Consider the following 26102-nt stretch of genomic DNA (forward strand, 5'->3'; position numbering starts at 1 on the left):
CCGGAGGGAACTAGCGCACCACGACCGTCTTGATCTTGACGGGGATCTTCGGCGCGTTCGAGCCGCCCTCGTCGCTGGTGATGTCGACGCCGTCGGGCGCGGTGTTGACGCCACCCGCGACGATCTTGTCGACGATCTCCATGCCCTTCACCACCACGCCGAACGGCGTGTACGCGGCGGGCAGCTGGGCGTTCTCGTTGCTGAAGGAGATCGCGAACTGGCTGCCGTTGGAGTTGGCCGCGTCCCCGCCCTGCGCCATGAAGACCACGCCGCGCACGTACTGCGGGCCGAGGTTCTCGTCCGGGAACAGGTAGCCGGGCCCGCCGGTGCCGTCGGTCGGGTTCTCCCCGTCGCCCTTGGCCTGCGGGTCGCCGCACTGGAGCAGGTCGAGGCCGTTGGTCTCGGCGGTGATCAGCCGGTGGCAGACCGTGTTGTCGAAGTACTTCTTGCTCGCCAGGAACGCGAAGGAGTTCACCGTGCACGGCGTGTACGGCGTCAGCTCGATCACGATGTCACCGTGGTTGGTGCGCACCGTCATGGTCTTGGCCTTCAACGCCGCCTTGGTCGGCTTCTTGGGCGGGAAACCGACGAACTTGGCCGGGCTGCCGGAGTCGTCCTTGCGGTAGTCGCAGGTCACCTTGGCCGGGTCGACCGTGGCGGCGGCGCTCGGCCCCGGGAGCTCCGAGGGGACCGCGGACGGGACCTCCGAGGGCGGCACCGACGTGGGAGCGCCGGACTCGGCCGGGGCCGGTGTCGCGGTCCCGGCGGCCGTTTCCGCGTCTGAGCCGCTGCAGGCGGTCAGGGCCGCGAGCGTGATGACCAGCCCGACGCCGAGGATGGTGCCGCGCTTGGCCCTGCGGTTACGCATGGCCAGCTGCTTCTGCCGAATGGTGTCGGACACCGCTATACCTTCCGTTTTTCGATATATGACCAGTTCGATGCGCAACTCTAGCCGCGATTTCGTTCACTTCGCGTAAGCAGGAGTCCCAGCGGCACCAAGGGCCCCACGCGGCACGAGCTATGCCATTGCCGGGGGCGCGATTAGCATTGTGTGGGTGTCAGACGGGTCATACCTCCGCTTTCCCCACATTCACCGCGACCTTCTGGCTTTCGTCGCCGAGGATGATGTCTGGATCGCTCCGCTGGGCGGTGGCAGGGCCTGGCGGCTGACCATCGACCGGGTCCGGGCGAGCCATCCGAGGATTTCGCCGGACGGCGCCCGGGTGGCCTGGACGAGCTGGCGCGACACCGATCCGGAGGTGCACGTCGCGCCGGTGGACGGCGGGCCGGCGACGCGGGCGACCCACTGGGCCAACTACCGCACCCGGGTGCGCGGCTGGGCCGATCCGCGGACGGTGGTGGCCACGGCGGCCCATGATCAGCCGTTCCACTTCTGGACCATGGCGTACACGGTGCCGGTGGCGGGCGGGCCCGGCACGCGGCTGCCGTACGGGCCGGTCTCGGATCTGCACCTGGCCGGGGGGCGCACGCTGCTGCTCACCGGCTCCGCCAGCCACGACCCGGCGCACTGGAAGCGGTATCGGGGCGGCGGGACCGGGCGGCTGTGGCTGGACGGGACCCGGGTGCCGCTCGCCGTGGAGGGGCAGCTGGCCGCGCCGATGCTGGTCGGGGAGCGGATCGTGTTCCTGTCCGACCACGAGGGCGTGGGGAACCTCTACTCGTGCGCGCTGGACGGCTCCGACGTGGTCAAGCACACCGACCACCACGATTTCTACGCCCGCCAGGCGGCCACCGACGGGGAGCGGATCGTGTACGCCAGGGCCGGCGAGCTGTGGCTGCTGCCCAGCCTGGACGCGGAACCGGAGCGGCTGGAGGTGACGCTGGGAGGCGCGGGGCGGGGGCGGCAGCCGTACCCGGCGCATCCGCATGTCCGGAATCTGGCCTGTGACGCGACCGGGCGGGCGAGCGTGGTCGAAGTGGCCGGAACGGTGCACTGGCTTACCCACGAGGACGGCCCCGCCCGCGCGCTGTCGTCCCGGCCGGGTGTGCGCGCCCGCCTGCCGATCGTGCTGGGCGGCCACGAACCGCCGGAGGACAAGGACAAGGACGAGGAGAAGGAAGAGGCCAAGGAGAACGGGGAGGAGCCGGACGAGAAGAAGAAGCTCGGCAAGCGGATCAACGGCCCGGCCGCCTGGGTGACCGATGCGAACGGGGAGGACGGCATCGAGCTGGCCGAACCCGGCGGCACCGTCCGCACCGTCGCCGCCGGGGAGCTCGGCCGGGTGGTCGGCCTGGAAGCCTCCCCGGACGGCTCGATGATCGCCGTGTCCTGCCACGACGGCCGCCTCCTGCTGATCCGGGTGGAGTCCGGCGCCATCACCGAGCTCACCCGCACCGCCAACGGCCGGATCACCGGCATGGGCTTCGACCCCCGCAGCGAGTGGCTGGTCTGGTGCCACCCGGTGAACGGCTATTCCAGCGCCATCAGGATGGCCCGCCTCCCCGAGGATGGCCAGGAGATCACAGTCGTGGAGGTGACCGACGGCAGGTTCACCGACACCTGGCCCGCGTTCACCCTTGACGGGCGCCACCTCGCCTTCCTGTCCCGGCGCGGCTTCGACGCCATCTACGACGCGCACAGCTTCGACCTGGCGTTCCCGCTCGGCTCCCGCCCCTACCTGCTGCCCCTGTCGGCGGGCGCGCCGTCCCCGTTCGCGCCGTCGGTTCTCGGCCGCCCGGTGGAGAGCCCCAACGGCGACTCCCCGGTCGAGATGGACATCGAGGGCCTGGAGGGCCGGATCGTGGCGCTGCCGGTGCCGGAGGCCCGCTACTACGGCCTGCGCGCGGTCAAGGGCGGCCTGGCCTGGCTTCGCTGGCAGGCGGGGGAGAGCCCGACCCTGGAACGCTTCGATCTGGACAAACGCAAGTGCGAGGAGCTGGCCGAGGGGATCGGCCGGTTCTCGGTCAGCGGCGACGGCGCCAAGGTCGTGGTGCTGGACGGCCACGAGGTGCGGGTGATCTCCGCCACCGGCAAGAACGGCGACGGTGTGACCGTGGACCTGTCCAGGATCCGGGTCGAGGTGGATCCGGTGCGGCGGTGGCGGCAGTCGTACGCGGAGGCCGGGCGGATCGTCCGCGACCACTTCTGGGTCGCCGACATGGCCGGGGTTGACTGGCCGGGCGTGCTGCGGCGGTACCACCCGTGGCTGGACCGGATCGCGGGCGGCGACGACTTCGCCGACCTGCTGGCCGAGGCCGTCGGCGAGCTGGGCGCCTCACACGCCTACGTCTACGGCCGGTCCTGGGGTTCCGGCCGGTATGTCGGCATGCTCGGCGCCGACCTCGCCCCCGACACCGACGGCCTGTGGCGGATCCGCCGCATCTACCCCGCCGAGCTGTCCGACCCGCACGCCCGCTCACCTCTGCAGGGCACGGGCGTACGGCCGGGCGACGCCCTGCTGGCCATCGACGGCCACCCGATCGACCCCCGCAAGGGCCCCGCCGAACTCCTGGTGGACACCGCGGGCCGCGCGATCGAGCTCACCGTCGAATCCGGCGACAAGATCAACCGGATCGCGGTCGTCCCCGTCATCGACGACGTCTACCTGCGCTACCACGCCTGGGTGGGCGACCGCCGCGCCCGCGTCCGGGAACTCTCCGACGGCAGGCTCGGCTACCTGCACGTGCCCGACATGGGCCCGTCCGGCTGGGCCCAGCTGCACCGCGACCTGTCCCGCGAGCTCACCATGGCGGGCGTGGTCGTGGACGTGCGCGGCAACCGGGGCGGCCACACCTCCGAGCTGGTCGTGGAGAAGCTGTCCAGGAGGATCGTCGGCTGGAACATCTCCCGCCGCTACGAGCCGGAGAGCTACCCCAGGGACGCGCCGCGCGGCCCCGTGGTCGTGCTGTGCGACGAGGAGACCTGCTCGGACGGCGACGTCATCACCGCCGCCGTGCAGTCGCTCGGCCTCGGCCCGGTGGTCGGCGCCCGCACCTGGGGCGGCGTGATCGGCATCGACGGCTGGCACCTGCTCGGCGACGGCTCGGCGATCACCGTCCCCGGCTACGGCTACTGGATCGAGCGGTACGGCTGGGAGCTGGAGAACCGCGGCGCGACCCCCGACGTGGAGGTGCTCATCACCCCCGCCGACTGGGCCCGCGGCACCGACCCCCAGCTCGACACCGCAGTACGGCTCGCGCTGGAAGCCCTGGCGGAACGCCCGGCGGGCGGGCCGCCCGACCCGGCGACCCGCCCGTTCCGCGGCCGCTAGCCGACCGGCACCCGATCCTTTTCGGACTTCCCCTCCCGGAGCCCGAACCGGTCGTGCAGGCGGCGCAGCGGCCCCGGGGCCCACCAGTTCCAGCGGCCCATCAGCGTCATCGTGGCGGGCACCAGCAGGCAGCGGACCAGCGTGGCGTCCACCGCGATGGCGATGGCCAGCGCCAGGCCCATCTCCTTGATGCCCAGCATCCGCCCGGCCGCGAAGCCGCCGAACACCACGACCATGACCAGCGCCGCCGAGGTGATGATCTTGCCGGAGCGCTGCAGCCCGACCGCGACGGCCCGGTCGTTGGGCAGCCCGGCGTCGTGGAACTCCTTGATCCGGGCCAGCAGGAACACCTCGTAGTCCATGGAGAGCCCGAAGGCGAACATGAACACCAGCACGGGGACCCAGGTCTCCAGCGTCCCCGTCGGGGTGAACCCGAGCACCTCCGCTAAGAACCCATCCTGAAATATCAGGACTATCGCGCCGAAGGCCGCGCCGAGGGACAGCGTGTTCATGAGCAGCGCCTTGACCGGCACGAGCACCGAGCCGGTGAGCAGGAACAGCATCACGAACGAGCCGAGCGCCACCACCAGGATGGCCCACGGCAGGCGTTCGGCCATCTCCCCCCGGAAGTCCATCAGCCCGGCCGCGTTGCCGGTCACGTACATCGGGAACGCGGGCCGATGCTCCCGCAACCAGGTGACCGCGTCCTCGGCCCGGTCGTCCCGCCCGTCCCCGACCGGGAACACCTCCGCCAGCGCGACCTCAGGCGCCAGCTGCCGGGCCTGCCCCACCTGCGCGAACCCCCGCAGCGTGCCCAGATACCCCTGCAGCTCCGCCTGCGTCGAGCGCGCCACCAGCTGGATCGCCGGCGCGCCGCCGCCCGGGAACCGGTCCCGGGTGATGTTGGCCACCTGGCGGCTCTCGAAGCTCTCCGGCAGCAGGTCGGCGCCCCCGTTGCCGAACCGCACCCCCAGGAACGGCAGCGCGGAGACCACCAGCACCAGCCCGACCACCCCCACGGTGGTGACCGGCCGCCGCTGCACCGCCCGCGCCAGCCGCGCGAAGCGGCCCTCGTCGGAGTCGGCCCGCTGCGGCTTGATCCGGTTCCCGAGCGCCCCCAGCAGCGCCGGGGTCAGTGTCAGGGAGGCCAGCACGGCCACCGCGACCACGCTCACCCCGGCCGCGCCGATGGCGTGGTAGAAGGGCGACTGGAAGACGAACAGCCCGGCCAGCGACACCCCGACGATGACCGCCGAGTAGCCGATCGCCCGCCCGGCCGTCGCCGCGGCCCGCTCGATCGCCCCCACCACCTCGTGGTCGCGGCGTTCCTCCTTGTAGCGGCTGACGTACAGCAGGGCGTAGTCCAGGGAGAGCCCCAGGCTGAGCACGGTGGTCACCGGGACGATGTTCGGGTCCAGGTCGCCCATCGCGCTGAAGCCGTACAGGGTGAGCAGCGCCCCCGCGATCGAGCAGAGCGCGCCGAGCACCGGCACGCCCGCCGCCAGGAACCCGCCGAAGACCAGCACCATGACCACCAGCGCGGCCGGGATGGAGACCAGTTCGCCGCGCGTGGTGTCCTCGGCGACCTGCTGGTTGACCTCCCGGTTCACCAGCAACCTGCCGCCCGCCAGCACCCGCAGGCCGGGCGCGGAGATGGCGTGCAGCCGTTCGGCGACGCGATCCACGGCCTCCGTGGTCTGCTCGGAGGACAGGTCGTTGACCAGGTCCACGACGATCAGCCCGGCCTTGCCGTCGGTCGAGGTCAGCCGCTCGCTGTCCCACGCGGAACGGACCTGGTGCACGCCCGGGATGAGCTTGAGGTCGGCCACGGCGGCCGTGGCCTGGCCGCGGACGGCTTCCACCGGCGGGCCGTCCAGCAGGCCGGTCACCCAGCCGCCGGCAGGGGAGTGCTCGTCGATCAGATTGGCGCCCCGCACCGACTCGAAGACCGGGGAGGCGCGCTGGGGTTCCAGGCGGTCGAAGACCTGGCTGCCGAACCCGAAGCCCGCCAGGAGCAGCAATGTCCACAGCAGCAGGACCAGGCGGCGATGGCGGAAGCAGAGGCGACCGAGGGCGGCGAACATGGTCAAGAGTCTGGCGTCGCCTGAACACTGCCACATCCGCCAAGAGGAGGATCACTTATCCGGACTTTCCGATCTTTCTGAGAACCTGTTCCGGATCACATCCGTATCAAGGGGAGACATTCCAAGGAGCGCCCCCATGTTCGACGAAATCCTCGGTCTTCCGCTGCACCCGCTGGTCACCCACGCGGCGGTGGTCTTCTCCCCGCTGCTGGCGGTCCTGTCCGCCGCGTACGCCCTGATCCCGCGCCTGCGCCCCCGGCTGGACTGGGCGGTCGCCCTGCTCGCCGTGGCCGCCCCCATCACCGTCTTCGTGGCCAAGGAGAGCGGCGAGGCGTTCAAGACCCGGCTCTTCAAGGACCAGACCCCCGAGCCGGTGGCCACCCACGAATCCTTCGCCAACCCGCTGCTGATCGGCTCCATCGCCCTGGGCGTGCTGGCGCTGCTGCTGGTCTACGCGGCCAACCGGTCCACCCGCCAGTCCGCGATGATCCTGGGCGCGCTGACCGTGATCGCGGCGGCCGTCGTCGGCTACTACGTGTTCCGGGCCGGGCACTCCGGCGCGACCGCGGTGTGGGGAGCCTGAGCTAGGCTCCCCATGTGGAGAGCTTGTTCGATGCGGCGGCGAGGGACGCCACTCCCGAGCCGCTCGCCGTCCGGATGCGGCCGCGCACCCTGGACGAGGTGATCGGCCAGCGGCACCTGCTCGGCTCCGGCACGCCGCTGCGACGCCTGGTCGAGAGCGAGGCCCCCATGTCGCTGTTCCTGTGGGGGCCGCCCGGCACCGGCAAGACCACCCTCGCCTACGTCGTCTCCAACGTGACCAAACGCCGGTTCGTGGAGGTCTCCGCCGTCTCCGCCGGGGTCAAGGACGTCCGGGCCGCCATCGACGCGGCCCGGACCGAGCTCGGCATGACCGGCCGCCAGACCGTGCTGTTCGTGGACGAGGTGCACCGCTTCAACAAGGCCCAGCAGGACGCGCTGCTCCCGGCCGTGGAGAACCGCTGGGTCACCTTCATCGGCGCGACCACCGAGAACCCGTTCTTCTCGGTGATCTCCCCGCTGCTGTCCCGCTCGCTGCTGCTCACCCTGGAGTCGCTCGGCGACGAGGACGTGGCCGAGGTCGTCGGCCGCGCCCTCACCGACCCGCGCGGCCTGGCCGGGCGCGCCACCCTGCACCCCGACGCCCTGGCCCAGCTGGTACGGCTGGCGGGCGGCGACGCCCGCCGCTCCCTGACCTACCTGGAGGCCGCCGCCCTGCTGGCCGACGACATCACCGTCGAGGTGGTGGAGAAGGCCGTGGACAAGGCCGCGGTCCGCTACGACCGGCAGGGCGACCAGCACTACGACGTGATCAGCGCGTTCATCAAGAGCATGCGCGGCTCCGACGCCGACGCCGCCGTGCACTACCTGGCCCGGATGGTCGAGGCGGGGGAGGACCCGCGCTTCATCGCCCGCCGCATCGTCATCTTCGCCTCCGAGGACGTCGGCCTGGCCGACCCCACCTGCCTGCAGGTCGCGGTCGCCGCCGCCCAGGCGGTCGAGTTCATCGGCCTGCCCGAAGGCAAGATCAACCTTGCCCACGCGGTCATCCACTGCGCCCTGGCCCCGAAGTCCAACGCGGTCGTCAAGGCCATCGGCGCGGCCTCCGACGACGTCAGGCGCGGCGCGATCGGGCACGTCCCCAGCCACCTGCGGGATGCCCACTACGGCGGGGCCAAGAAGCTCGGCCACGGCGACGGCTACAAGTACCCGCACGACTTCGACCACGGCGTGGTCAAGCAGGACTACGCGCCGCAGGAGCTCCGCGACCGGCGCTACTACGAGCCCACCACGCATGGCGCGGAAGCGCCGGTGGCCGAACGCTGGGCCAAAATCCGAGCCTTCCTGCGTGGAACGTAATCACTGCCTGCGCGGGGCGTGACCGCTCGGTTGACGGGCAGAGCGCGATAGGGTCTTGCCATTCCAGCCAGGATCATCTAGGAGGCCGCATGCTCACCGCGGGAGAGGTCGCGGGCCTGATCGTCGCCCTGTTCTGGGCGATCCTCGTCTGCTTCCTGGCGTTCGTCCTGGTCAAGCTGGCCCGCCTGCTGGTCGAGACCACCAAGATGGTCTCCGAGCTGGGGGAGCGGGTCGGGCCGCTGCTGGAAGACGTCAGCTTCACGATCAACGAGACCAACCGGCAGCTGGTGGCCGTCGAGGCGATCGCCGAGAACATGAAGCACGCCAGCGGCGACATGGCCAAGCTCACCGGCGTCGCCTCCTCGATCGTGGCCGGGCCGATCGTCAAGATCTCCTCGCTCGCGCACGGCGTCAAGGCCGCGCTGACCCGCCGCCGCCCGCGCATGATCGGCGGGAGGAAATCGTGATCCGCCGGTTGTTCTACATGGCGCTGGGCGCGTATCTGGCCACCTGGGTGCAGCGCAGGCTGCGCGCGCTCAAGCCCGACCACGTCGCCCGGCGGGCCGCCGACCAGGTCAGGGGCTTCGCCGCCGACGTGCGCGACCAGGCGTGGAGCCGGGAAACCGAGTTGCGCGTCCGCTACGGGCTGGACAGTGTAAGTACGACACAACTACCACCGAACGTAAGGGATGGCCGCTGATATGGAGTCGGCAGAGATCGCCCGCCGCTTCCTGCGCTTCTTCGAAGAGCGCGGGCACACCGTCGTGCCCTCGGCCAGCCTGATAGCCGAGGACCCCACCCTGCTGCTGGTCCCCGCGGGCATGGTGCCGTTCAAGCCCTACTTCCTGGGACAGCGCACCCCGCCGGCCAAACGCCTGGCCAGCGCCCAGAAGTGCGTGCGCACCCCGGACATCGACGAGGTCGGCAAGACCACCCGGCACGCCACCTTCTTCCAGATGCTCGGCAACTTCTCCTTCGGCGACTACTTCAAGGACGACGCGATCCCGTTCGCGTGGGAGCTGCTCACCAAGCCGCAGTCCGAGGGCGGCTTCGGCTTCGCCGAGGACAAGCTCTGGGTGACCGTCTACCTGGACGACGACGAGGCCGCCGACATCTGGCACAAGAAGGTCGGCGTGCCGAAGGAGCGCATCCAGCGGCGCGGCATCATCGACAACTTCTGGTCCATGGGCGTGCCGGGCCCGTGCGGTCCCTGCTCGGAGATCTACTTCGACCGCGGTCCCGACTACGGGGTGGACGGCGGCCCGATCGCCGACGAGAACCGCTACCTCGAAGTGTGGAACAACGTCTTCATGCAGTTCGAGCGCGGCGCGGGCGGTGCCAAGGAGGACTTCCCGATCCTCGGCGAGCTGCCCAGCAAGAACATCGACACCGGCATGGGCCTGGAGCGCATGGCGGCGATCCTGCAGAGCGTCGACAACATTTACGAGATCGACACCACCTACAAGATCCTCGACCGGGCGGCCCAGCTCACCAAGGCCCGCTACGGCCGCGACCCGCGCGCCGACATCAGCCTGCGGGTCGTCGCCGACCACGTGCGCACCGGCACCATGCTGGTCGCCGACGGCGTGCTGCCCAGCAACGAGGGCCGCGGCTACGTGCTGCGCCGCATCCTGCGCCGCTCGATCCGCAACCTGCGCCTGCTCGGCTCCGGCGAGGACCGGTACATGCACGAGCTCACCGGCGTCGCCATCGACGTCATGGGCGAGCAGTATCCCGAGCTCAAGGCGGACGCGCCGCAGATCCACGGCGTCATCGACGCCGAGGAGGCGTCCTTCCTGGGTACCCTGCGCACCGGCACCGCGATCTTCGACGTGGCGGTGGAGGAGACCAAGCGCAAGGGCTCGGCCACGCTGGGCGGCGAGCAGGCCTTCCAGCTGCACGACACCTACGGCTTCCCCATCGACCTCACCCTGGAGATGGCCTCCGAGCAGGGCCTGAAGGTCGACGAGGAGGGCTTCCGGCGGCTCATGAAGGAGCAGCGCGACCGCGCCAAGGCCGACGCGAAGGCCAAGAAGACCGGCAACGCCGACATCTCCGTCTTCGGGCAGCTGCTGGAGAAGGCCGGCAAGGTCGACTTCCTCGGCTACGACCACGTCAGCGCCGAATCCGAGATCGCCGGCATCCTGCTGGACGGCGTCTCCGTCCCCGCCGCCGGGGCCGGCAGCACGGTCGAGATCGTGCTCACCCGCACCCCGTTCTACGCCGAGGGCGGCGGCCAGCTCGCCGACCAGGGCGTGATCAGGACCGACGGCGCCCAGGTCGACGTGGTGGACACCCAGACCCCGCTGGCGGGCGTCATCGTGCACCGCGGCAAGGTCAGGACCGGCGAGATCCGGGTCGGCGACCAGGCCATGGCCGAGATCGACGTCGACCGCCGCCGGGCCATCTCGCGCAGCCACACCGCCACCCACCTGGTGCACCGCGGCTTCCGTAACGCGCTCGGCGAGACCGCCGCGCAGGCCGGTTCCGAGAACTCGCCCGGCCGCTTCCGCTTCGACTTCACCGCGGCCGGGGCGGTCCCGCCCAGCGTGCTCCGCGACGTGGAGGACGAGGTCAACGCGATCCTGATCAACGACCTCAAGGTCAACGCCTTCCACACCACCCAGGCCGAGGCCCGCGCCATGGGCGCGCTCGCCCTGTTCGGCGAGAAGTACGGCGACACCGTCCGCATCGTCGAGGTCGGCGACTACTCCCGCGAGCTCTGCGGCGGCACCCACGTGGCCAGCTCGGGCCAGCTCGGCCTGGTCAAGGTGCTCGGCGAGGCGTCCATCGGCGCGGGCGTGCGCCGGGTGGAGGCCCTGGTCGGCCTGGACGCGTTCCGCTTCCTGGCCCGGGAGAGCGTGCTGGTCGCCCAGCTCAGCGAGCAGCTGAAGGCGCGCCGCGAGGAGCTGCCCGAACGCATCGACGGCATCCTCACCCGGCTGCGCGCGGCGGAGAAGGAGCTGGAGCGGCTGCGCTCCGCCCAGGTCCTCGCGGTCGCGGGCGAGCTGGCCGCGGGCGCCGCCGACCTGAACGGCGTGGCCGTCGTGGCGCACCGCGCGCCTGCTGGAACTACCCCCGATGACCTGCGTAAACTCGCCCTGGACGTGCGCGGCCGGTTCCCGGCTGAACGCGCCGCGGTGGTCGTCGTGGCCGGAGTTCCCTCCGATCGGCCGGTCGTCGTCGCCGCTGTCAACGACGCGGGGCGCGGACGAGGGCTCAAGGCGGGCCAGCTGGTCGGCGTCGCCGCCAAGGCGCTTGGGGGTGGCGGTGGCGGCAAGGACGATGTCGCGCAAGGCGGCGGAGCCCGGCCGGAGGCGATCGGCGACGCGCTGCGCGCCGTCGAGTCGGCGATCTCCGCGGCGATCGCGTGAGCATGCCGTGAGACGTGGCGTCCGGCTCGGGGTGGACGTCGGCTCGGTCCGGATCGGGGTCGCCCGCAGCGACCCCTCCGGCCTGCTGGCCACCCCGGTCGAGACGGTCCGGCGCGGCAAGGGCGACCTGGACCGGCTCGCGGAGCTCGCGGCCGAACACGAGGCGATCGAGGTCGTGGTGGGCTTGCCCACCACGCTGTCGGGCCGCGAGTCGCACGCCGCCTCGGCCGCGCGGGACTTCGCCGCCCGCCTGTCCGTACGGCTGGCGCCGGTCGAGGTCCGGCTGTACGACGAGCGCCTGACCACGGTCACCGCGACCCAGGGCCTGCGCTCCAGCGGCGTCAAGGCCAGGAACCAGCGCGACATCATCGACCAGGCGGCCGCGGTGGTCCTGCTCCAGGCCGCCCTGGACACCGAACGCAGCACAGGACGACCACCCGGCCACCCTCTCGACCCGCCCCCCGGTGGAGAAACGCGCGGCGGGACCGAGCGGTGACGCCGGTGGACGGGGACGACAGCCCGTTCCTGCTCTCCCGCGACGACGGCAAGCCACCCAAACAGCGCGGCAACCGGACCAAAGTGATCGTCGTCACCGGCACGGCGGCCGTCGCCGTCGCCGGGATCGTCGGCGCGCGCCTGGTGCTCGGCCCGCTGCTGGCGCCCGACGACTTCGAGGGCACCGGCACCGGCGCGGTGACCGTGGAGATCAAGCCGGGCCAGACCGCCGGGCAGATCGCCGAGACCCTCTCGGAGGCCGGCGTCGTCGCGACCGCCCGGTCCTTCGTCCGGGTGGTCCGGCAGCGCGACAAGGAGAACAGCCTGCGGCCGGGACGCTACCGGCTCAACCGGGGCATGGCCGCCGGCGCCGCCCTGGACCAGCTGGTCAGCGGCAAGGCCCGCCTGATCAAGAAGGTCGCCGTGCCGGAGGGCATGCGCGTCAACGAGGCCCTGGCCAGGCTCGTCTCCGGGTCCGGCATCCCGCTGGCGCATTTCCAGCGGGTCATCGCCCAGCCCCTGAGCCTCGGCCTCCCGCAGTACGCCAAGGGGCAGGTCGAGGGCTTCCTGTTCCCCGCCACGTACGAGATCGAGAGCGACACCACCGCGCAGAGCCTGCTCACCGCCATGGTCGCCCGGTACCGGCGCGCGGCCGAGCAGATCAGGCTCGAGGAGAACGCCGCCAAGCGGAAGCTCACCCCGCTGCAGGCGCTCACTGTGGCCAGCATCATCCAGGCCGAGGGAGGCCGGGACGAGGACTATCCGAAGATCGCTAGAGTGATCTACAACCGGTTGGCCAAGGGCGCCAAGCTGGAGATGGACTCGACCGTCCTCTACGCTCAGGGCCGGCATTCCCTCCGAGTCTCCGCGAAGGACATCAAGGTGAGCTCGCCGTACAACACCTACCGGCACACGGGTCTGCCGCCGGGGCCGATCGGAAGCTCGGGGGAGAAGGCGTTGCACGCCGCCCTGCATCCGGCCAAGGGTGATTGGTACTGGTTTGTCACCACCGATCCAGGACGTAGAATCACGAAATTCACTGACAAGGAAGCTGAGTTCGTGAAATATCGGGAAGAGCTGAACAGATACCTCGGGGCCGACTAGGCCACCGGTTCACCGCCCATGACCTCCCCCGATGTCGCGGGCGGCCGAGCCGAGCGACCAATCCGACCCGCATCCCCCCTCGGTTCTGCTCTCTCGCTTGACGTGGAGCGGGTCGGACCGGGAGATTGGCCTGCGCACTATGAACGATCTCGACATGGACTCGCTGCTGGGCGGCGCCGAGGACGAGGGTCCGTCCCGGCGGCGGTCCCGCGCTCCCTCCCGCCGCCAGCAGGCGCGCGGCCGCAAGCGCCGCCGCCGCACCCGCCGCAAGGGCGCGGCCGCCTCGCTCATCGCGGTCGTGGTGATCGTCTGCATCCTGGGCGGCGGCGGATACCTGGCCTACAACTGGGTCCGCGGGGTCATGATCCCCAAGGACTACACCGGCCAGGGCACCGGTGAGGTGACCATCGAGATCGCCGAGGGCGCGTCGGCGGGCGAGGTCGCGCAGACGCTGGAGGAGCAGGGCGTGGTCGCCAGCGCGCGGGCCTTCGTCAACGCCGTCGACGCGGCGGGCAAGGGCGCCTCGCTCCAGCCGGGCTCCTACGTCATGCGCAAGCAGATGTCGGCCGCCGCGGCGGTCGTCCTGCTGGACCCCGAGCACCAGGTGCTCAGGAAGGTCACCATCCCCGAGGGCAACCGGCTCAGCAAGATCTTCACCACCCTGGCCACCGCCACCGGCAAGTCCGTGGACGAGTTCAAGGAGGCGGCCCGCGGCGACCTCGGCCTGCCCGAGTACGCCAAGGGCAAGCTGGAGGGCTACGCCTTCCCGGCCACCTACCAGTTCCCCCCGAACATCTCGGCGAGCCAGATCCTCACCCGGATGGTCGACCGCTTCAACGAGACCGCCGCCAAGGACGACCTGGAGGCGGAGGCCGGCAAGCGCGGCTTCAGCCCGCACGACATCATGACGATCGCCAGCATCGTCCAGGCCGAGTCCGGCAGCCAGGACGACATGCCCAAGGTCGCCCGGGTCATCTACAACCGCCTGGCGCTCAAGCCGCCGATGCTGCTCCAGATGGACAGCACCCTGATGTACGGCCTCAACAAGTACGGCATCGCCGCCACCAACGCCGAGACCCAGAGCGACTCCAAGTACAACACCTACAAGTTCCACGGCCTTCCGCCGGGCCCGATCTCCAACCCGGGAGACCACGCCATCCAGGCCACGCTGCACCCGGCCAAGGGCGACTGGATCTACTTCGTGACCACCGACCCGGCCAAGGGCATCACCAAGTTCACCGCCAGCGAGGATGAGTTCTGGAAACTCCGCGAAGAGTTCAACCGCAACAACCAATGATGAGACGCGCCGCCGTTCTCGGCTTCCCGGTCACGCACTCGCTCTCGCCCGTGCTGCATCGCACGGCGTACGAGGCGCTGGGCCTGACCGGGTGGCGTTACGACGCGATCGAGTGCGCAGAGGACGGCCTGGCCCCCTTCGTCGCCGGGCTCGGCCCGGAATGGGCGGGCCTGTCGCTGACCATGCCGCTCAAGCGGGTGGTGTTCCCGCTCCTGGACACCGTCTCCGGCCTGGCCGTCCAGGTCGGCGCGGCGAACACGGTGATCTTCAGGGACGGTGCGCGGCACGGCGAGAACACCGACGTGCACGGCATCGTGCGGGCGCTGGCCGAGGCCGGGGTGTCCCGCCCCAGGTCCGCGACCATCCTGGGCGGCGGCGCGACGGCCGCCTCCGCCCTGGGCGCGCTGCGCGAGCTCGGCCTGGAGGAGGCCGCGCTGGTGGTCCGCGACCCGGCCCGGGCCGGGGAGACCCTGGCGGTGGCCGACCGGCTCGGCCTGAGCGTGCGCACCCAGACCTTCGACAAGTTCGACGCCGAGGTGGACCTGCTGATCTCCACCCTGCCCTCGGGCGCGGCCGACGCCTTCGCGGGCGTGGCCACCCGGGCCGGCGCGGTGTTCGACGTGGTCTACTCGCCGTGGCCGACGATGCTGGTCTCGGGAGCGCGTAAGGTCATCGGCGGGTTCTCCATGCTGCTGCACCAGGCCGCGCGCCAGGTGGAGCTCATGACGGGCAGCACGATCGCCCCGGTGGAGGAGATGCGGCGCGCCGGGGAGGCCGAGCTGATCAGGCGCGGGGAATGAACCGGAGCAGTTCGCGGTTCGTGGTAGTGTTGTAACTCGATCGGTCTGGCATACCAGCTGGACGCGCAAGCGGAGGTCCTCCTCCCACCTGATCGGCCGAGAGGCCGACGGGTCAAGGATCACATTGAGAGTTTTCGGACTCAGTGGCCCCGCATGCGTGACGTGTGGGGTCTTTTGTCGTTTCTTCCACACGGTCGAGCACTCAAGCGGAAGTCCCTTGGAGGTCCCATCAGCACCGAGCCCCGCATCAATGATCGTATTCGCGTGCCCGAGGTTCGCCTCGTCGGCCCGAACGGCGAGCAGGTCGGCATCGTGTCCATTCATGACGCGCTGAAGCTGGCCCAGGAGGCCGATCTCGACCTGGTCGAGGTCGCCGCCACCGCTCGTCCGCCCGTGTGCAAGCTCATGGACTACGGCAAGTTCAAGTACGAGTCGGCCATGAAGGCGCGCGAGGCGCGCCGCAACCAGGCACACACGATCATCAAGGAGATCAAGCTCCGGCCGAAGATCGACCCGCACGACTACGAGACCAAGAAGGGTCACGTCGTGCGCTTCCTCAAGGCGGGGGACAAGGTCAAGGTCACGATCATGTTCCGCGGGCGCGAGCAGTCCCGGCCGGAACTGGGCTTCAGACTCCTGCAGCGGCTCGCCGAGGACGTCACGGAGCTGGGCTTCGTGGAGTCGCAGGCCAAGCAGGACGGCCGGAACATGATCATGGTGATCGGGCCGCACAAGAAGAAGGCCGAGGCCAAAGCCGAGAAGGCGGCGGCCAGAGCCCAGCGCGGCGACGAGCCCGCGGGTGAGGGTCCCCCCGTGGAGGACGCCGCGAGCGAGGCGCAGCCGCAGCAGTAACACGCTGCGAAGTCGGGGCCGGACGCTGGTCTCGAACGAGTCAGGCATGCCGGTGACTCGGGCCCCGACAAGGCCCGGGGAACCGGCACGGGAACAAACGAGGGAGAGACGGCTCCATGCCGAAGATGAAGACGCACAGTGGTGCGAAAAAGCGGTTCCGGATCACCGGTTCCGGCAAGATCATTCGCCGGCGTGCCAACCGGAAGCACCTTTTCGAGCACAAGCCGTCCACTCGTACGCGCCGGCTGGAGAGTGACATCGTCATCTCCGAAGCCGACCGCAAGAAGATCAAGAAGCTGCTCGCTAAGTAACCCCCGGGGAGATAGATACACATGGCACGCGTGAAGCGGGCGCTCAACGCCAAGAAGAAGCGCCGCGTCGTCCTCGAGCGGGCGAGCGGCTACCGGGGTCAGCGGTCCAGGCTGTACCGCAAGGCCAAGGAGCAGATGCTCCACTCGATGACCTACGCCTACCGGGACCGCAAGGACAAGAAGGGCACCTTCCGGCGCCTCTGGATCCAGCGGGTCAACGCGGCGGCCCGGGCCAACGGCATGACCTACAACCGGTTCATCCAGGGTCTGCGGCTGGCCGGCATCGAGGTGGACCGCAAGATCCTGGCCGACCTCGCGGTCAACGACAGCCAGACCTTCGCCACGCTGGTCGAGGCCGCCAAGAAGGCGCTCCCGGCCGACGTGAACGCCCCGGTCGCCTGACCGGCCGCAGTCGCGGAGGGGCTCACCGACGAGGTGGGCCCCTCTTCGTGTTGCGGCTGGTTAACCAGAAACCCGTCCCTTGGCCAGCCGCGTAGCCGCCGACCAGGCGACTCGCGATTGCGGCTGCCCAGATCACGACTTTCTAATTAAAAGTCGTCCCCGAACCAAGGGGGATCATGTCCGAGCTGACCAACATCAAGTCGCCCCGGGTGAAGGCCGCCCGGCGGCTGACCAAGCGCGCCTTCCGGGACCGGGACCGCGCCTTCCTCGCCGAGGGGCCGCAGGCCGTCCGGGAGGCCCTGGCGACCGACGGGGTCACGGTCGAGCTGTTCGCCACCGCCGAGGCCGAGCTGCGGCACCCCGAGATCATCACCACCGCCAAGCTGGCCGGGGTGCCGGTCTTCCGGGCCAGCGGCGAGGTGATGGCCGAGCTGGCCCAGACGGTCACCCCGCAGGGGCTGCTGGCGGTGTGCCGGTTCGTGCACGTGCCGCTGGAGCAGGCGGTCGCCGCCGACGCGCGCCTGGTCGCGATCCTCGCGCACGTGCGCGACCCCGGAAACGCCGGGACCGTGCTGCGCACCGCGGACGCGGCCGGGGCCGACGCCGTGGTGTTCACCGACGCGTCGGTGGATCCGTACAACGGGAAGTGCGTGCGGGCCAGCGCCGGGAGCATCTTCCACCTGCCGGTGGTGACCGGGGTGCCGGTGGGCAAGGCCGTGCAGGACCTGAAGGGCCGCAGGTTCCGGGTGCTGGCGGCCGACGGGACCGGGCGGCGCACCCTCGACGAGGTGGCCCTGGACGCGCCGGTGGCGTGGCTGTTCGGCAACGAGGCGTGGGGATTGCCCGCCGAGTTGCTGGCGCTCGCCGACGAGGTGGTCCGGGTACCGATCTACGGGCGCGCCGAAAGCCTCAACCTGGCCACAGCGGCGGCGGTCTGCCTGTACGCCGCGGCGCGCGTTCACCGGGAGAAGTGAACACTGGCTTGGCCGCGCCTGTGTCTGGACTGAGGAACGCAGGTCGCGGAGCGGCCGGAGTGACGAGGGAAGACACAGGCTCCCGGGGCGGCCGAGCCCGCCGATCCGGAGGATCGGCCATGAACACGTGGAAGAGCCGCGTACCGACGCTGACAGAGTGCTCGGGAAAACCGCTATTGTCGGGCCTGACGGCTCATAGAGCAGGTGTGACGGGTACTCGATCAGTGACCCCCGGCTGGAGGCGGTCCCCTTTGCGTGGCGAAAACACCCATGACCGGGTTCCCGACCCGGCGAGTGTGATCGCTGTAGATGATCTCCCGGACGGCCTGGTGGCCGTGGACGGAGCCGGCACGGTGCTGGCCGTCAACCGGGCCGCCGAGCGGCTCACCGGGGTGCGCAGGGGCGACGCGGTCGGCGCCCATCTCACCGACGTGCTGCCGTTCCGCGACTCCGACGGCCGCGACTGGTGGAAGTGGCTGGACCCGCACGGCGGCCTGTCCACCCGGACCCGCCAGGTGGAGCGCCCCGTCGTGCTGGACCGCCGCGAGCTGCTGGTCGCCGCCCGGTTCGTCCGCAATCCCGGGCGCCGGGTGATCCGGGTGGTGATCACGCTCAGGGACACCGCCGCCCGCAGCCGCCTGGAACGCAGCCGCGCCGACCTGGTCTCCACCGTGGCGCACGAGCTGCGATCCCCGCTGACCAGCGTGAAAGGCTTCACCGCGACCCTGCTGGCCAAGTGGGACCGGTTCAACGACGCGCAGAAGCTGGTCATGCTGCAGACCGTCAACGCCGACGCGGACCGGGTCACCCGCCTCATCACCGAGCTGCTGGACGTGTCCAGGATCGAGTCGGGGCGGCTGGAGATCCGCCGCCAGCTGGTGGACATCCCGGCCAGGGCGCGCCGGCTCATCGCGGGCCGGGTCGCGGCGGGGGAGCCGGAGGACCGGTTCGTGCTCACCGTGGCGGGGGAACTCCCAGAGACCTGGCTCGATCAGGACAAGATTGACCAGATCCTTGGCAATCTGCTCGAAAACGCGGTGCGGCATGGGCGAGGTAAAGTCACTATTGTCGTAGAACCCGTGGAGTGGGGAGTGGCCGTGTCCGTGCGCGACGAGGGCGAGGGTGTCGCACCCGAGCAGGTCTCGCGCGTCTTCCGCCAGTTCTGGCGCGGCAACGGCCGCCGCCGCGGCGGCACCGGCCTGGGCCTGTTCATCGTGAAGGGCCTGGTGGAGGCGCACGGCGGCGCGATCAGCGTGCAGCGCGCCCCCGGCGGCGGCGCGGAGTTCCGATTTACCGTGCCCACCGGGGCCCCAGACTTCGCCTAGGGCTTCTCCGGTGGGCTCTCAAGCGCGCGCCGCGCACTAGACTTTGCTCGCTCAAGCCCTGGATACGGAGCTCTCTCTTGTCTGATTACGACCCGGTCGAGGTGACGCCGCTGCACGCCGACGAACTGGCGCGCGCGGAGGCCGACGCCCTCGCCGCCATCACGTCGGCCGCGGATCTCGACGCTTTGAAGCAGGTGCGGCTCGCCCACGCGGGCGACCGTTCCCCCGTCGCGCTGGCCAACCGGGAGATCGGCGCGCTGCCGCCGGCCGCCCGCGCCGAGGCCGGAAAGCGCATCGGCGGCGCCAGGAAGGCGATCGCCGACGCGCTCGCCGCCCGGCAGGCCGAGCTGGAGGCGGAACGGGACGCCAAGGTCCTCATCGAGGAGACCGTGGACGTCACGCTGCCCTGGGACCGCGCCCCGCGCGGCGCCCGCCACCCGCTGACCACGCTCCAGGAGCACGTCGCCGACTGCTTCGTCGCGATGGGCTACGAGGTCGCGGAGGGCCCCGAGCTGGAAGCCGAGTGGTTCAACTTCGACGCGCTCAACATCGCGCCCGACCACCCGGCCCGCTCCGACCACGACACGTTCTTCGTCGAATCGGTCGAATCCGGAAAAGTCCTGAGAACGCAGACGTCGCCGGTGCAGATCCGGGCGCTGCTCACCCGCGACCTCCCGGTGTACGTGATCTCGCCCGGCAAGGTGTTCCGCACCGACGAGCTGGACGCCACCCACACGCCGGTCTTCCACCAGGTGGAGGGCCTCGCCGTGGACAAGGGCCTGACGATGGCCCACCTGAAGGGCACGCTGGACCGGTTCGCCGAGGTCATGTTCGGCGAGGGCATCACCACCCGGTTCCGGCCGAACTACTTCCCGTTCACCGAGCCGTCCGCCGAGATGGACCTGCGCTGCTTCGTCTGCCGGGGGTCGTCGGCCTCGCCGGGCAGCCCGCCGTGCCGTACCTGCAAGTCCGAGGGCTGGATCGAGTGGGGCGGCTGCGGCATGGTCAACCCGCGGGTGCTGGTGGCCTGCGGCGTCGACCCGTCGGTCTACTCCGGCTTCGCCTTCGGCATGGGCATCGAGCGCACGCTGATGTTCCGCCACAACGCCGAGGACATGCGCGACATGATCGAGGGCGACATCCGGTTCACCCTGCCGTTCGGACTGGAGGTCTGATGAAGGTCCCGCTTTCCTGGCTGCGGGAGTATGTCGATCTCCCCGCCGTCACCGCGCACGAGGTCGCCGACAAGCTCACCGCGGCCGGGCTCAAACTGGAGAACATCGCCTCGCACGGCCACGAGATCAAGAACGTGGTGGTCGGCCGGGTGCTGGAGATCGAGGAGCTCGCCGAGTTCAAGAAGCCGATCCGGCACTGCAAGGTCGACGTCGGCGAGGCCGTGCCCCGCGAGATCGTCTGCGGCGCGGTCAACTTCGTGGCCGGCGACGTGGTGCCGGTGGCGCTGCCCGGCGCGGTGCTGCCGGGCGGGTTCGAGATCGGCTCCCGCAAGACCTACGGCCGCCTGTCCGACGGCATGATCTGCTCCGAGGCCGAGCTCGGCATCGCCGAGTCCTCGCCCGGCATCCTGGTGCTGCCCGCCGACACCGTGATCGGCGCGGACGTGGTCGAGCTGCTCGGGCTGCGCGACGACGTGCTGGAGCTGGAGATCACGCCGGACTGCGGCTACGCGCTGTCCATCCGCGGCGTGGCCCGCGAGGCCGCCACCGCGTTCGGAGTGGCCTTCCGCGACCCGGCCGCGATCGACTACCCGGTCGCGGGCGGCGCCTCGCACCCGGCCTCGATCGCCGACCCCACCGCCTGCGACCGTTTCGTGCTGCGCGCCGTCTCCGGCTTCGACCCGGCCGCGCCGTCCCCGCTCTGGATGCGGGTACGGCTGGCGCGTTCCGGCATGCGCCCGGTCTCGCTGGCGGTGGACGTCACCAACTACGTGATGCTGGAGCTCGGCCAGCCCCTGCACGCCTTCGACCGGGCCACCGTCCAGGGCGAGATCGTGGTCCGGCGGGCCGAGCCGGGGGAGACCCTGGAGACGCTCGACCACGTCGTGCGCAAGCTGCACGAAGAGGACATCCTCATCACCGACGACTCGGGCCCGATCTCGATGGCGGGCACCATGGGCGGCCTGGCCACCGAGATCTCCGAGGGTTCCACCGACATCCTGATCGAGGCCGCGCACTTCTCCGCCACCGGCATCGCCCGCGAGTCCCGCCGCCACAACCTGGTCAGCGAGGCCTCCAAGCGGTTCGAGCGCGGCGTCGACCGGGAACTGCCGCTGGCGGCGTCCTGGCGCGCGGTGGATCTGCTCTGCACCCTCGGCGGCGGTACGGCCGAGCCGGGCGTCACGCACGCCTCCGTCGAGGTCGCGCCGGTCGCCATCACCATCCCGGCGGGACATCCCGGGCGGGTGGCGGGCGTGCCGTACTCGAAGGAGACCGTGGTCTGGCGGCTGGAGCAGGTCGGCTGCGAGGTCGTGGACGGCGCGGTGGCGCAGGGTGGCGAGCACGGGGTGGCCGCGTCCGGCGTGGTGTCCGGCGGTGACCTGGCCGGGAAGCTGGCGGTCACCGGGGAGAACCCGATCACGGTCTATCCGCCGTCCTGGCGGACCGATCTGACCGACCCGAACGACCTCGCCGAGGAGGTCATCCGGCTGGAGGGCTACGACCGGCTGCCCTCGGTGCTGCCCGCCGCCCCCGCCGGGGCCGGGCTCACCGAGACCCAGCGGCTCCGCCGCCGGGTCGGCCGCGCCCTGGCCCTGTCCGGATATGTCGAGGTTCTGTCGTATCCGTTCATCGGGGTGCGGGATCTGGACGGCCTGCAGCTGCCCGAGGATGACGCGCGCCGCCGCGCCACCCGGCTGGTCAACCCGCTCAGCGAGGACGAGCCGCTGATGCGGACCACGCTGCTGCCCGGCCTGCTCAAGACGCTGGTCCGCAACGTGGGCCGCGGCTTCGCCGACGTGGCGCTGTTCGAGACCGGCCTGGTCTACCGGCCCAAGCCGGAGGCCCCGGCCACCGCGCCCATCCTCAAGGTGGACCGCAGGCCCACCGATGACGAGCGGGACTGGATCGAGGCCGCGCTGCCGGACCAGCCGGTCCGGGTGGCGGTCGTGCTGGCCGGGGAGTTCGACCGGTCCGGCTGGTGGGGCCCGGGCCGCGCCGCCTCCTGGGCGGACGCGATCGAGGCCGCCCGTTCGGTGGCCCGCGAGGCCGGTGTTCTTCTGGACGTGCGGGCCGACCGGCACGAGCCGTGGCATCCCGGCCGCTGCGCCGCGCTGTATGTGGGCGACACGCTGGTCGGGCACGCGGGCGAGCTGCACCCGCGCGTCGTGGAGGCCTACGGGCTGCCGCCGCGCACGGCCGCGATGGAACTGGAACTGTCCCGCCTCACCCCGGCCGGGCCCGCGCAGACGCCGCCGGTGTCCACCTACCCGGTGGCCACCCAGGACGTGGCGCTGATCGTCCCCGCAGACACCCCGGTGACGGCGGTCGAGGCGGCGCTGCGGGCGGGCGCGGGCGAACTGCTGGAGTCGATCCGGCTGTTCGACGTGTACGCGGGCGCGCAGGTGGGCGCGGGCAACAAGTCGCTCGCCTACACGCTGCGGTTCCGCGCACCGGACCGCACGCTGACCGCCGAGGAGATCACCGCCGCCCGGGAGGCCGCCGTCGCGGTCGCCGCCGAGCGCACGGGCGCCCAGCTGCGCGGAGCGTAGCCAGGGTCGTTTCCATCCGGGAGAGGAACCACGCTCCCGGATGGAACCGGGCCCGTGGTCCAGAACGCCTTCCCCGCGCTCTGATCAGCTGACGGCCTCCCGGCGGGCACGCTGCGCGACCGCGTGCTCGTCGGTGCGGGAGTCGTACGCCCGGAATCTCGGCAGCAGCGCCCCCAGCACGAGCACCCCGCCGACGCACAGCAGCCCGCCCGCCCCCAGCGAGAAACGTTCCCCGCCCAGGTGGGACATGAGCCCGGCCCGGCCGTTGCCCAGCATCGGCCCCGCCGAGTACGACAGCAGCTCGATCCCCGCCAGCCGTCCCCGGTACTCGTCCGGGATGGTCTGATTCCAGATCATGCCCCGGAAGATGCCGCTGATCATGTCCGCGCCTCCGGCGAACACCAGGCAGGCCACGATCAGCCAGATGTTCGGCATGATCGCCGCGACGGCCACGCCCACGCCCCACAGGGCCGCCGAGACGATCACCCCGAGGCCGTGCCGGTGCACGTGCGCGGTCCATCCCGACGTGAGCGAGGCGAGCACCGACCCGATGCCGCCCGCCGCCGCCAGCAGGCCGAGCGCGAACTGCTCGTTCGCGCCGCCGTACCGCTCGGCCAGGAACGGGAAGAGCGCGTTGGACATGGCGAAGAACATCGCCGCCATGTCCACCAGGTAGGTGCCCATCAGGTCGGGCCGGCGCGCCGCGTACCTGACTCCGTCGAGCAGGGACCCCAGGGAGGGCGGCGCCGCGTCCTCGGGCGGGGCGACCGTCGCCACCCGCACCAGCAGCAGCAGCGAAAGCAGGAACGACACCACGTCGATGCCGTAGGAGGTCGCCGGCCCGAAGCTGACCACGATCACCCCGCCGAGCGCGGGCCCCGCGATGCCCCCGATGTTCCTGGTCACCCCCTGGATCGCGAAGGCCGCCCCCATCTGGTCGAGCTTGAGCACCCGGTTGATGACCGCCTGCTCGCTCGGCCCGCGCACGCTGTACAGCCCCGCGCTCAGCGCCCCCACCACGAACAGCACCCACACCTGCGGCTCCGGCATCAGGGCGTTCACCATGAGCAGCAGCGAGGCCCCGCAGAGCCCCACCTCGGAATAGATCATGATCTTGCGCCGGTCCATCGCGTCCGCGATCGCCCCGCCCCACAGCCCGCCCACCACCATCGGCACGAACTCCACCACACTGACCAGGCCCACCATCAACGGCGAATCGGTCAGCTCCTTCATCTGGTACGGCACCGCGACCAGCGTGATGAAACTCCCGAACATGGTCACCAGCGACGACCCCAGCAACAACCGGAAGTCCCGCGATTCACGGATGGGGCTCACATCCATGCGCATACGCCGCAGGAAGCCCAGTGAAGTTCGTGACACGAACGGCCATAATCGCCGGATCGCCGGCCCGGCCGCAACGCATTTTCGCGCTGGCGCTAGCGGTAGGAACAGTGGTCAGATGTCACACATCTACCCGCCCAGGACCTCCCGGCGGAGGTGGGTTTTGAGGATCTTGCCGCCGGGGTTTCTGGGCAGGTCGGACTCGTGGAACCAGATTCTGACCGGGATCTTGAAGGGGGCCAGGGTTTCCTTCAGGAAGGCCTGGAGTTCTTCCTGGGTGGCGGGGGAGCGGAGTTTCACGATCGCGCCGACCTGTTCGCCGAGTTCGTCGTCGGGGATGCCGATGACGGCGGCGTCGTCGATGGCGGGGTGGTCGAAGAGGGCGGCCTCCACTTCGGCGCAGTAGACGTTCTCGCCGCCCCTGATGACCATGTCCTTGGCGCGGTCGACGATGTAGACGAAGCCCTCGTCGTCGACGCGGGCCAGGTCGCCGGTGTGGAGCCAGCCGCCGACGATGGTCTCCGCGGTGGCGTCGGGGCGGTTCCAGTAGCCCATGATGACGATCGGGCCGCGCAGGCAGAGCTCGCCGACCTGGCCGCGCGGGAGTTCGGCGCCGGACAGGTCGCAGACCTTGACGTCCACGACGGCCAGCGGGATGCCGATGCTGCCTGGCCTGTCCTGGTAGCTCTGGCCGCTGTTGTAGATCGCCAGGGCGGTGGTCTCGGTCATGCCGTACCCGTTGGACGGCGTGCGGCCCGGCAGGAGTTCGGTGAGGCGTTCGAGGAGTTTGGGTGGGGCGGGGGCGCCGCCGTACGAGACTCCGGACAGGGTGGAGATGTCGTAGGAGCCGAGCGCGGGGTGGGAGAGGAGCTGCCAGGCGTTGGTGGGCACGCCGCTCAGCCCGGTGATCTTCTCGCGTTCGATGAGGCGGAGAGCGCTCTCGGCGTCCCATTTGTACATGAGGATGAGGCCGTTGCCGCTGAACATGGTGGTGAGCAGGACGGCGAAGCAGCCCGTGGCGTGGAACAGGGGCACGGTGAGCAGGGTGATCCGGCGTCGTTTGAGCGATTCGCCGGGGTCCCGGCCGGTCAGCGCCACGCCGCGCGTCATCGCGTACACGACGGACATCGGCGCCTGGCCCAGGTTGCGGTGGCTGCCGAGGGCGCCTTTGGGGTGGCCGGTCGTACCGGAGGTGTAGAAGATCGTGGCGGGGTCTTCGGGGTGGATGTCAGCGGGCGGAAGCACGACATCAGGTGAAATTTCGCCCAAGACCTCCTGCCAATCGGCCCCCAGCGAACCGGAGGAGCGGTTGACGATCATCGGGATGTCGATTCCGGCCAGGGTGGTCGCGCGTTCCCCGTCGGCGATCAACAGCGTCGCGCCCGAGTCGGACAGGCCGTATTCCAGCTCCTTCCGGGTCCACCACGCGTTCAGCGGGACCGCGACGGCGCCGATGGCGAGCGTCGCCGAGAACGCGACGATCCACTCCGGGTAGTTCCGCATCGCGATCGCGACCCGGTCGCCCTTGCGCACCCCGAAGGAGTCCGCGAGCCGGTGCGCGAGGGTGGCGGCGAGCCGGAAATGTTCGGTGTAGGTGAGCCGCTCGTCCTCGTACACGACGAATTCCTTGTCGCCGTGGAAGGCGCTGTTCTCCAGTAGCGCCCGGAATGTCGCGGGCGCGTGCTTCCAGGCCCGTACGCCCCCGCCCACGTCCTCCATCTCGAACAGCTGCCCCGGCGCCGTCAACCGGGCCTGGACCTCGTCGTTCGTGATGATGCTCATCCACGGCTCCCTCACCAAAGGCGATATTTCACGATACCGACCAGTAGGTATGGTGGCCAAGATCTCGCCACAAGTCCACTCCGTGGACGCTGGCTTGCATGCTCAT

21 protein-coding genes are annotated in these 26102 nt (G+C 70.7%); 17 read left to right on the forward strand and 4 right to left on the reverse strand.

Going from position 1 to position 26102, the window contains the following annotated elements; translation table 11 throughout:
- Positions 1 to 10: 10 nt before the first annotated feature.
- Positions 11 to 901 (reverse strand): peptidylprolyl isomerase, encoded by an 891-nt coding sequence (locus Aple_RS22690; RefSeq protein WP_246264706.1) that lies wholly within the window; start codon positions 899 to 901, stop codon positions 11 to 13.
- A 154-nt stretch (positions 902 to 1055) separates the two neighbouring features.
- Between Aple_RS22690 and Aple_RS55600 the strand changes: the two genes are divergently transcribed.
- Positions 1056 to 4232, forward strand: a complete 3177-nt coding sequence (locus Aple_RS55600) for a S41 family peptidase (protein WP_155346677.1) — start codon at positions 1056 to 1058, stop codon at positions 4230 to 4232.
- On the opposite strand, the gene Aple_RS22700 is transcribed toward Aple_RS55600, so the two are convergent.
- Positions 4229 to 6316 carry an MMPL family transporter gene (locus Aple_RS22700; protein WP_170321623.1) on the reverse strand — a complete coding sequence of 696 codons (2088 nt, stop codon included), beginning with the start codon at positions 6314 to 6316 and terminating at the stop codon, positions 4229 to 4231. The genes Aple_RS55600 and Aple_RS22700 overlap by 4 nt on opposite strands.
- A gap of 136 nt (positions 6317 to 6452) precedes the next feature.
- Between Aple_RS22700 and Aple_RS22705 the strand changes: the two genes are divergently transcribed.
- The 16 genes from Aple_RS22705 (at position 6453) to Aple_RS22780 (ending at position 22873) form a co-directional block, all read left to right on the forward strand.
- Entirely contained in the window at positions 6453 to 6899 is a 447-nt protein-coding gene (locus Aple_RS22705; protein ID WP_155346679.1) for a DUF2231 domain-containing protein, read from the forward strand.
- 74 nt (positions 6900 to 6973) lie between these two features.
- Entirely contained in the window at positions 6974 to 8215 is a 1242-nt protein-coding gene (locus tag Aple_RS22710) for a replication-associated recombination protein A (RefSeq protein ID WP_155346728.1), read from the forward strand.
- An 89-nt stretch (positions 8216 to 8304) separates the two neighbouring features.
- Positions 8305 to 8682, forward strand: coding sequence for a DUF948 domain-containing protein (locus Aple_RS22715; protein WP_155346680.1), 378 nt, complete (start codon positions 8305 to 8307; stop codon positions 8680 to 8682).
- Positions 8679 to 8915 carry a hypothetical protein gene (locus Aple_RS22720; RefSeq protein WP_155346681.1) on the forward strand — a complete coding sequence of 79 codons (237 nt, stop codon included), beginning with the start codon at positions 8679 to 8681 and terminating at the stop codon, positions 8913 to 8915. Before Aple_RS22715 ends, Aple_RS22720 begins: the two co-directional genes overlap by 4 nt.
- Position 8916: 1 nt before the next feature.
- A complete protein-coding gene (gene alaS / locus Aple_RS22725; protein ID WP_155346682.1) occupies positions 8917 to 11589 on the forward strand; it encodes an alanine--tRNA ligase in 2673 nt (890 codons plus the stop codon).
- Between the two features lie 7 nt (positions 11590 to 11596).
- The gene (gene ruvX / locus Aple_RS22730; protein ID WP_218038471.1) at positions 11597 to 12085 is read left to right on the forward strand and encodes a Holliday junction resolvase RuvX; all 489 of its coding nucleotides are present in this window, start codon (positions 11597 to 11599) and stop codon (positions 12083 to 12085) included.
- Positions 12082 to 13188 carry an endolytic transglycosylase MltG gene (mltG, locus tag Aple_RS22735; protein WP_246264708.1) on the forward strand — a complete coding sequence of 369 codons (1107 nt, stop codon included), beginning with the start codon at positions 12082 to 12084 and terminating at the stop codon, positions 13186 to 13188. The genes ruvX and mltG (Aple_RS22735) overlap by 4 nt, the downstream gene beginning before the upstream one ends.
- Before the next feature lie 139 nt (positions 13189 to 13327).
- A complete protein-coding gene (gene mltG, locus Aple_RS22740; protein ID WP_155346684.1) occupies positions 13328 to 14485 on the forward strand; it encodes an endolytic transglycosylase MltG in 1158 nt (385 codons plus the stop codon).
- Positions 14485 to 15285, forward strand: coding sequence for a shikimate dehydrogenase (locus Aple_RS22745; protein WP_155346730.1), 801 nt, complete (start codon positions 14485 to 14487; stop codon positions 15283 to 15285). Before mltG (Aple_RS22740) ends, Aple_RS22745 begins: the two co-directional genes overlap by 1 nt.
- A gap of 153 nt (positions 15286 to 15438) precedes the next feature.
- On the forward strand, positions 15439 to 16137 hold the full coding sequence (infC, locus tag Aple_RS22750) for a translation initiation factor IF-3 (protein WP_281361592.1): 699 nt from the start codon (positions 15439 to 15441) through the stop codon (positions 16135 to 16137).
- 116 nt (positions 16138 to 16253) lie between these two features.
- Positions 16254 to 16448 carry a 50S ribosomal protein L35 gene (gene rpmI / locus Aple_RS22755; RefSeq protein ID WP_155346685.1) on the forward strand — a complete coding sequence of 65 codons (195 nt, stop codon included), beginning with the start codon at positions 16254 to 16256 and terminating at the stop codon, positions 16446 to 16448.
- Positions 16449 to 16469: 21 nt separating this feature from the next.
- Positions 16470 to 16850, forward strand: coding sequence for a 50S ribosomal protein L20 (rplT, locus tag Aple_RS22760; protein ID WP_155346686.1), 381 nt, complete (start codon positions 16470 to 16472; stop codon positions 16848 to 16850).
- 176 nt (positions 16851 to 17026) lie between these two features.
- Positions 17027 to 17824: a TrmH family RNA methyltransferase gene (locus Aple_RS22765; protein WP_155346687.1), complete on the forward strand. Its 798-nt coding sequence runs from the start codon at positions 17027 to 17029 to the stop codon at positions 17822 to 17824.
- A gap of 251 nt (positions 17825 to 18075) precedes the next feature.
- The gene (locus tag Aple_RS22770) at positions 18076 to 19149 is read left to right on the forward strand and encodes a sensor histidine kinase (protein WP_246264710.1); all 1074 of its coding nucleotides are present in this window, start codon (positions 18076 to 18078) and stop codon (positions 19147 to 19149) included.
- A 77-nt stretch (positions 19150 to 19226) separates the two neighbouring features.
- Positions 19227 to 20324, forward strand: coding sequence for a phenylalanine--tRNA ligase subunit alpha (gene pheS, locus Aple_RS22775; protein WP_155346689.1), 1098 nt, complete (start codon positions 19227 to 19229; stop codon positions 20322 to 20324).
- Positions 20324 to 22873: a phenylalanine--tRNA ligase subunit beta gene (locus tag Aple_RS22780; RefSeq protein WP_155346690.1), complete on the forward strand. Its 2550-nt coding sequence runs from the start codon at positions 20324 to 20326 to the stop codon at positions 22871 to 22873. Before pheS ends, Aple_RS22780 begins: the two co-directional genes overlap by 1 nt.
- Before the next feature lie 84 nt (positions 22874 to 22957).
- On the opposite strand, the gene Aple_RS22785 is transcribed toward Aple_RS22780, so the two are convergent.
- Positions 22958 to 24214, reverse strand: a complete 1257-nt coding sequence (locus Aple_RS22785) for an MFS transporter (protein WP_155346732.1) — start codon at positions 24212 to 24214, stop codon at positions 22958 to 22960.
- Between the two features lie 129 nt (positions 24215 to 24343).
- The gene (locus Aple_RS22790) at positions 24344 to 25996 is read right to left on the reverse strand and encodes a class I adenylate-forming enzyme family protein (protein WP_155346691.1); all 1653 of its coding nucleotides are present in this window, start codon (positions 25994 to 25996) and stop codon (positions 24344 to 24346) included.
- Between the last annotated feature and the right edge of the window lie 106 nt (positions 25997 to 26102).

The sequence above is a fragment of the Acrocarpospora pleiomorpha genome (assembly GCF_009687885.1).
Taxonomy (GTDB): Bacteria; Actinomycetota; Actinomycetes; order Streptosporangiales; family Streptosporangiaceae; genus Acrocarpospora; species Acrocarpospora pleiomorpha.

Excerpts from the sequence above, each read along its gene's own strand:
- Aple_RS22700 (WP_170321623.1), bottom strand. The coding sequence starts at position 6,316 with ATGTTCGCCGCCCTCGGTCGCCTCTGCTTCCGCCATCGCCGCCTGGTC.
- Aple_RS22705 (WP_155346679.1), top strand. The coding sequence starts at position 6,453 with ATGTTCGACGAAATCCTCGGTCTTCCGCTGCACCCGCTGGTCACCCAC.
- Aple_RS22710 (WP_155346728.1), top strand. The coding sequence starts at position 6,974 with ATGCGGCCGCGCACCCTGGACGAGGTGATCGGCCAGCGGCACCTGCTC.
- Aple_RS22715 (WP_155346680.1), top strand. The coding sequence starts at position 8,305 with ATGCTCACCGCGGGAGAGGTCGCGGGCCTGATCGTCGCCCTGTTCTGG.
- alaS (WP_155346682.1), top strand. The coding sequence starts at position 8,917 with ATGGAGTCGGCAGAGATCGCCCGCCGCTTCCTGCGCTTCTTCGAAGAG.
- mltG (WP_155346684.1), top strand. The coding sequence starts at position 13,328 with ATGAACGATCTCGACATGGACTCGCTGCTGGGCGGCGCCGAGGACGAG.
- Aple_RS22745 (WP_155346730.1), top strand. The coding sequence starts at position 14,485 with ATGAGACGCGCCGCCGTTCTCGGCTTCCCGGTCACGCACTCGCTCTCG.
- infC (WP_281361592.1), top strand. The coding sequence starts at position 15,439 with ATGCGTGACGTGTGGGGTCTTTTGTCGTTTCTTCCACACGGTCGAGCA.
- rpmI (WP_155346685.1), top strand. The coding sequence starts at position 16,254 with ATGCCGAAGATGAAGACGCACAGTGGTGCGAAAAAGCGGTTCCGGATC.
- rplT (WP_155346686.1), top strand. The coding sequence starts at position 16,470 with ATGGCACGCGTGAAGCGGGCGCTCAACGCCAAGAAGAAGCGCCGCGTC.
- Aple_RS22765 (WP_155346687.1), top strand. The coding sequence starts at position 17,027 with ATGTCCGAGCTGACCAACATCAAGTCGCCCCGGGTGAAGGCCGCCCGG.
- Aple_RS22780 (WP_155346690.1), top strand. The coding sequence starts at position 20,324 with ATGAAGGTCCCGCTTTCCTGGCTGCGGGAGTATGTCGATCTCCCCGCC.
- Aple_RS22785 (WP_155346732.1), bottom strand. The coding sequence starts at position 24,214 with ATGGATGTGAGCCCCATCCGTGAATCGCGGGACTTCCGGTTGTTGCTG.
- Aple_RS22790 (WP_155346691.1), bottom strand. The coding sequence starts at position 25,996 with ATGAGCATCATCACGAACGACGAGGTCCAGGCCCGGTTGACGGCGCCG.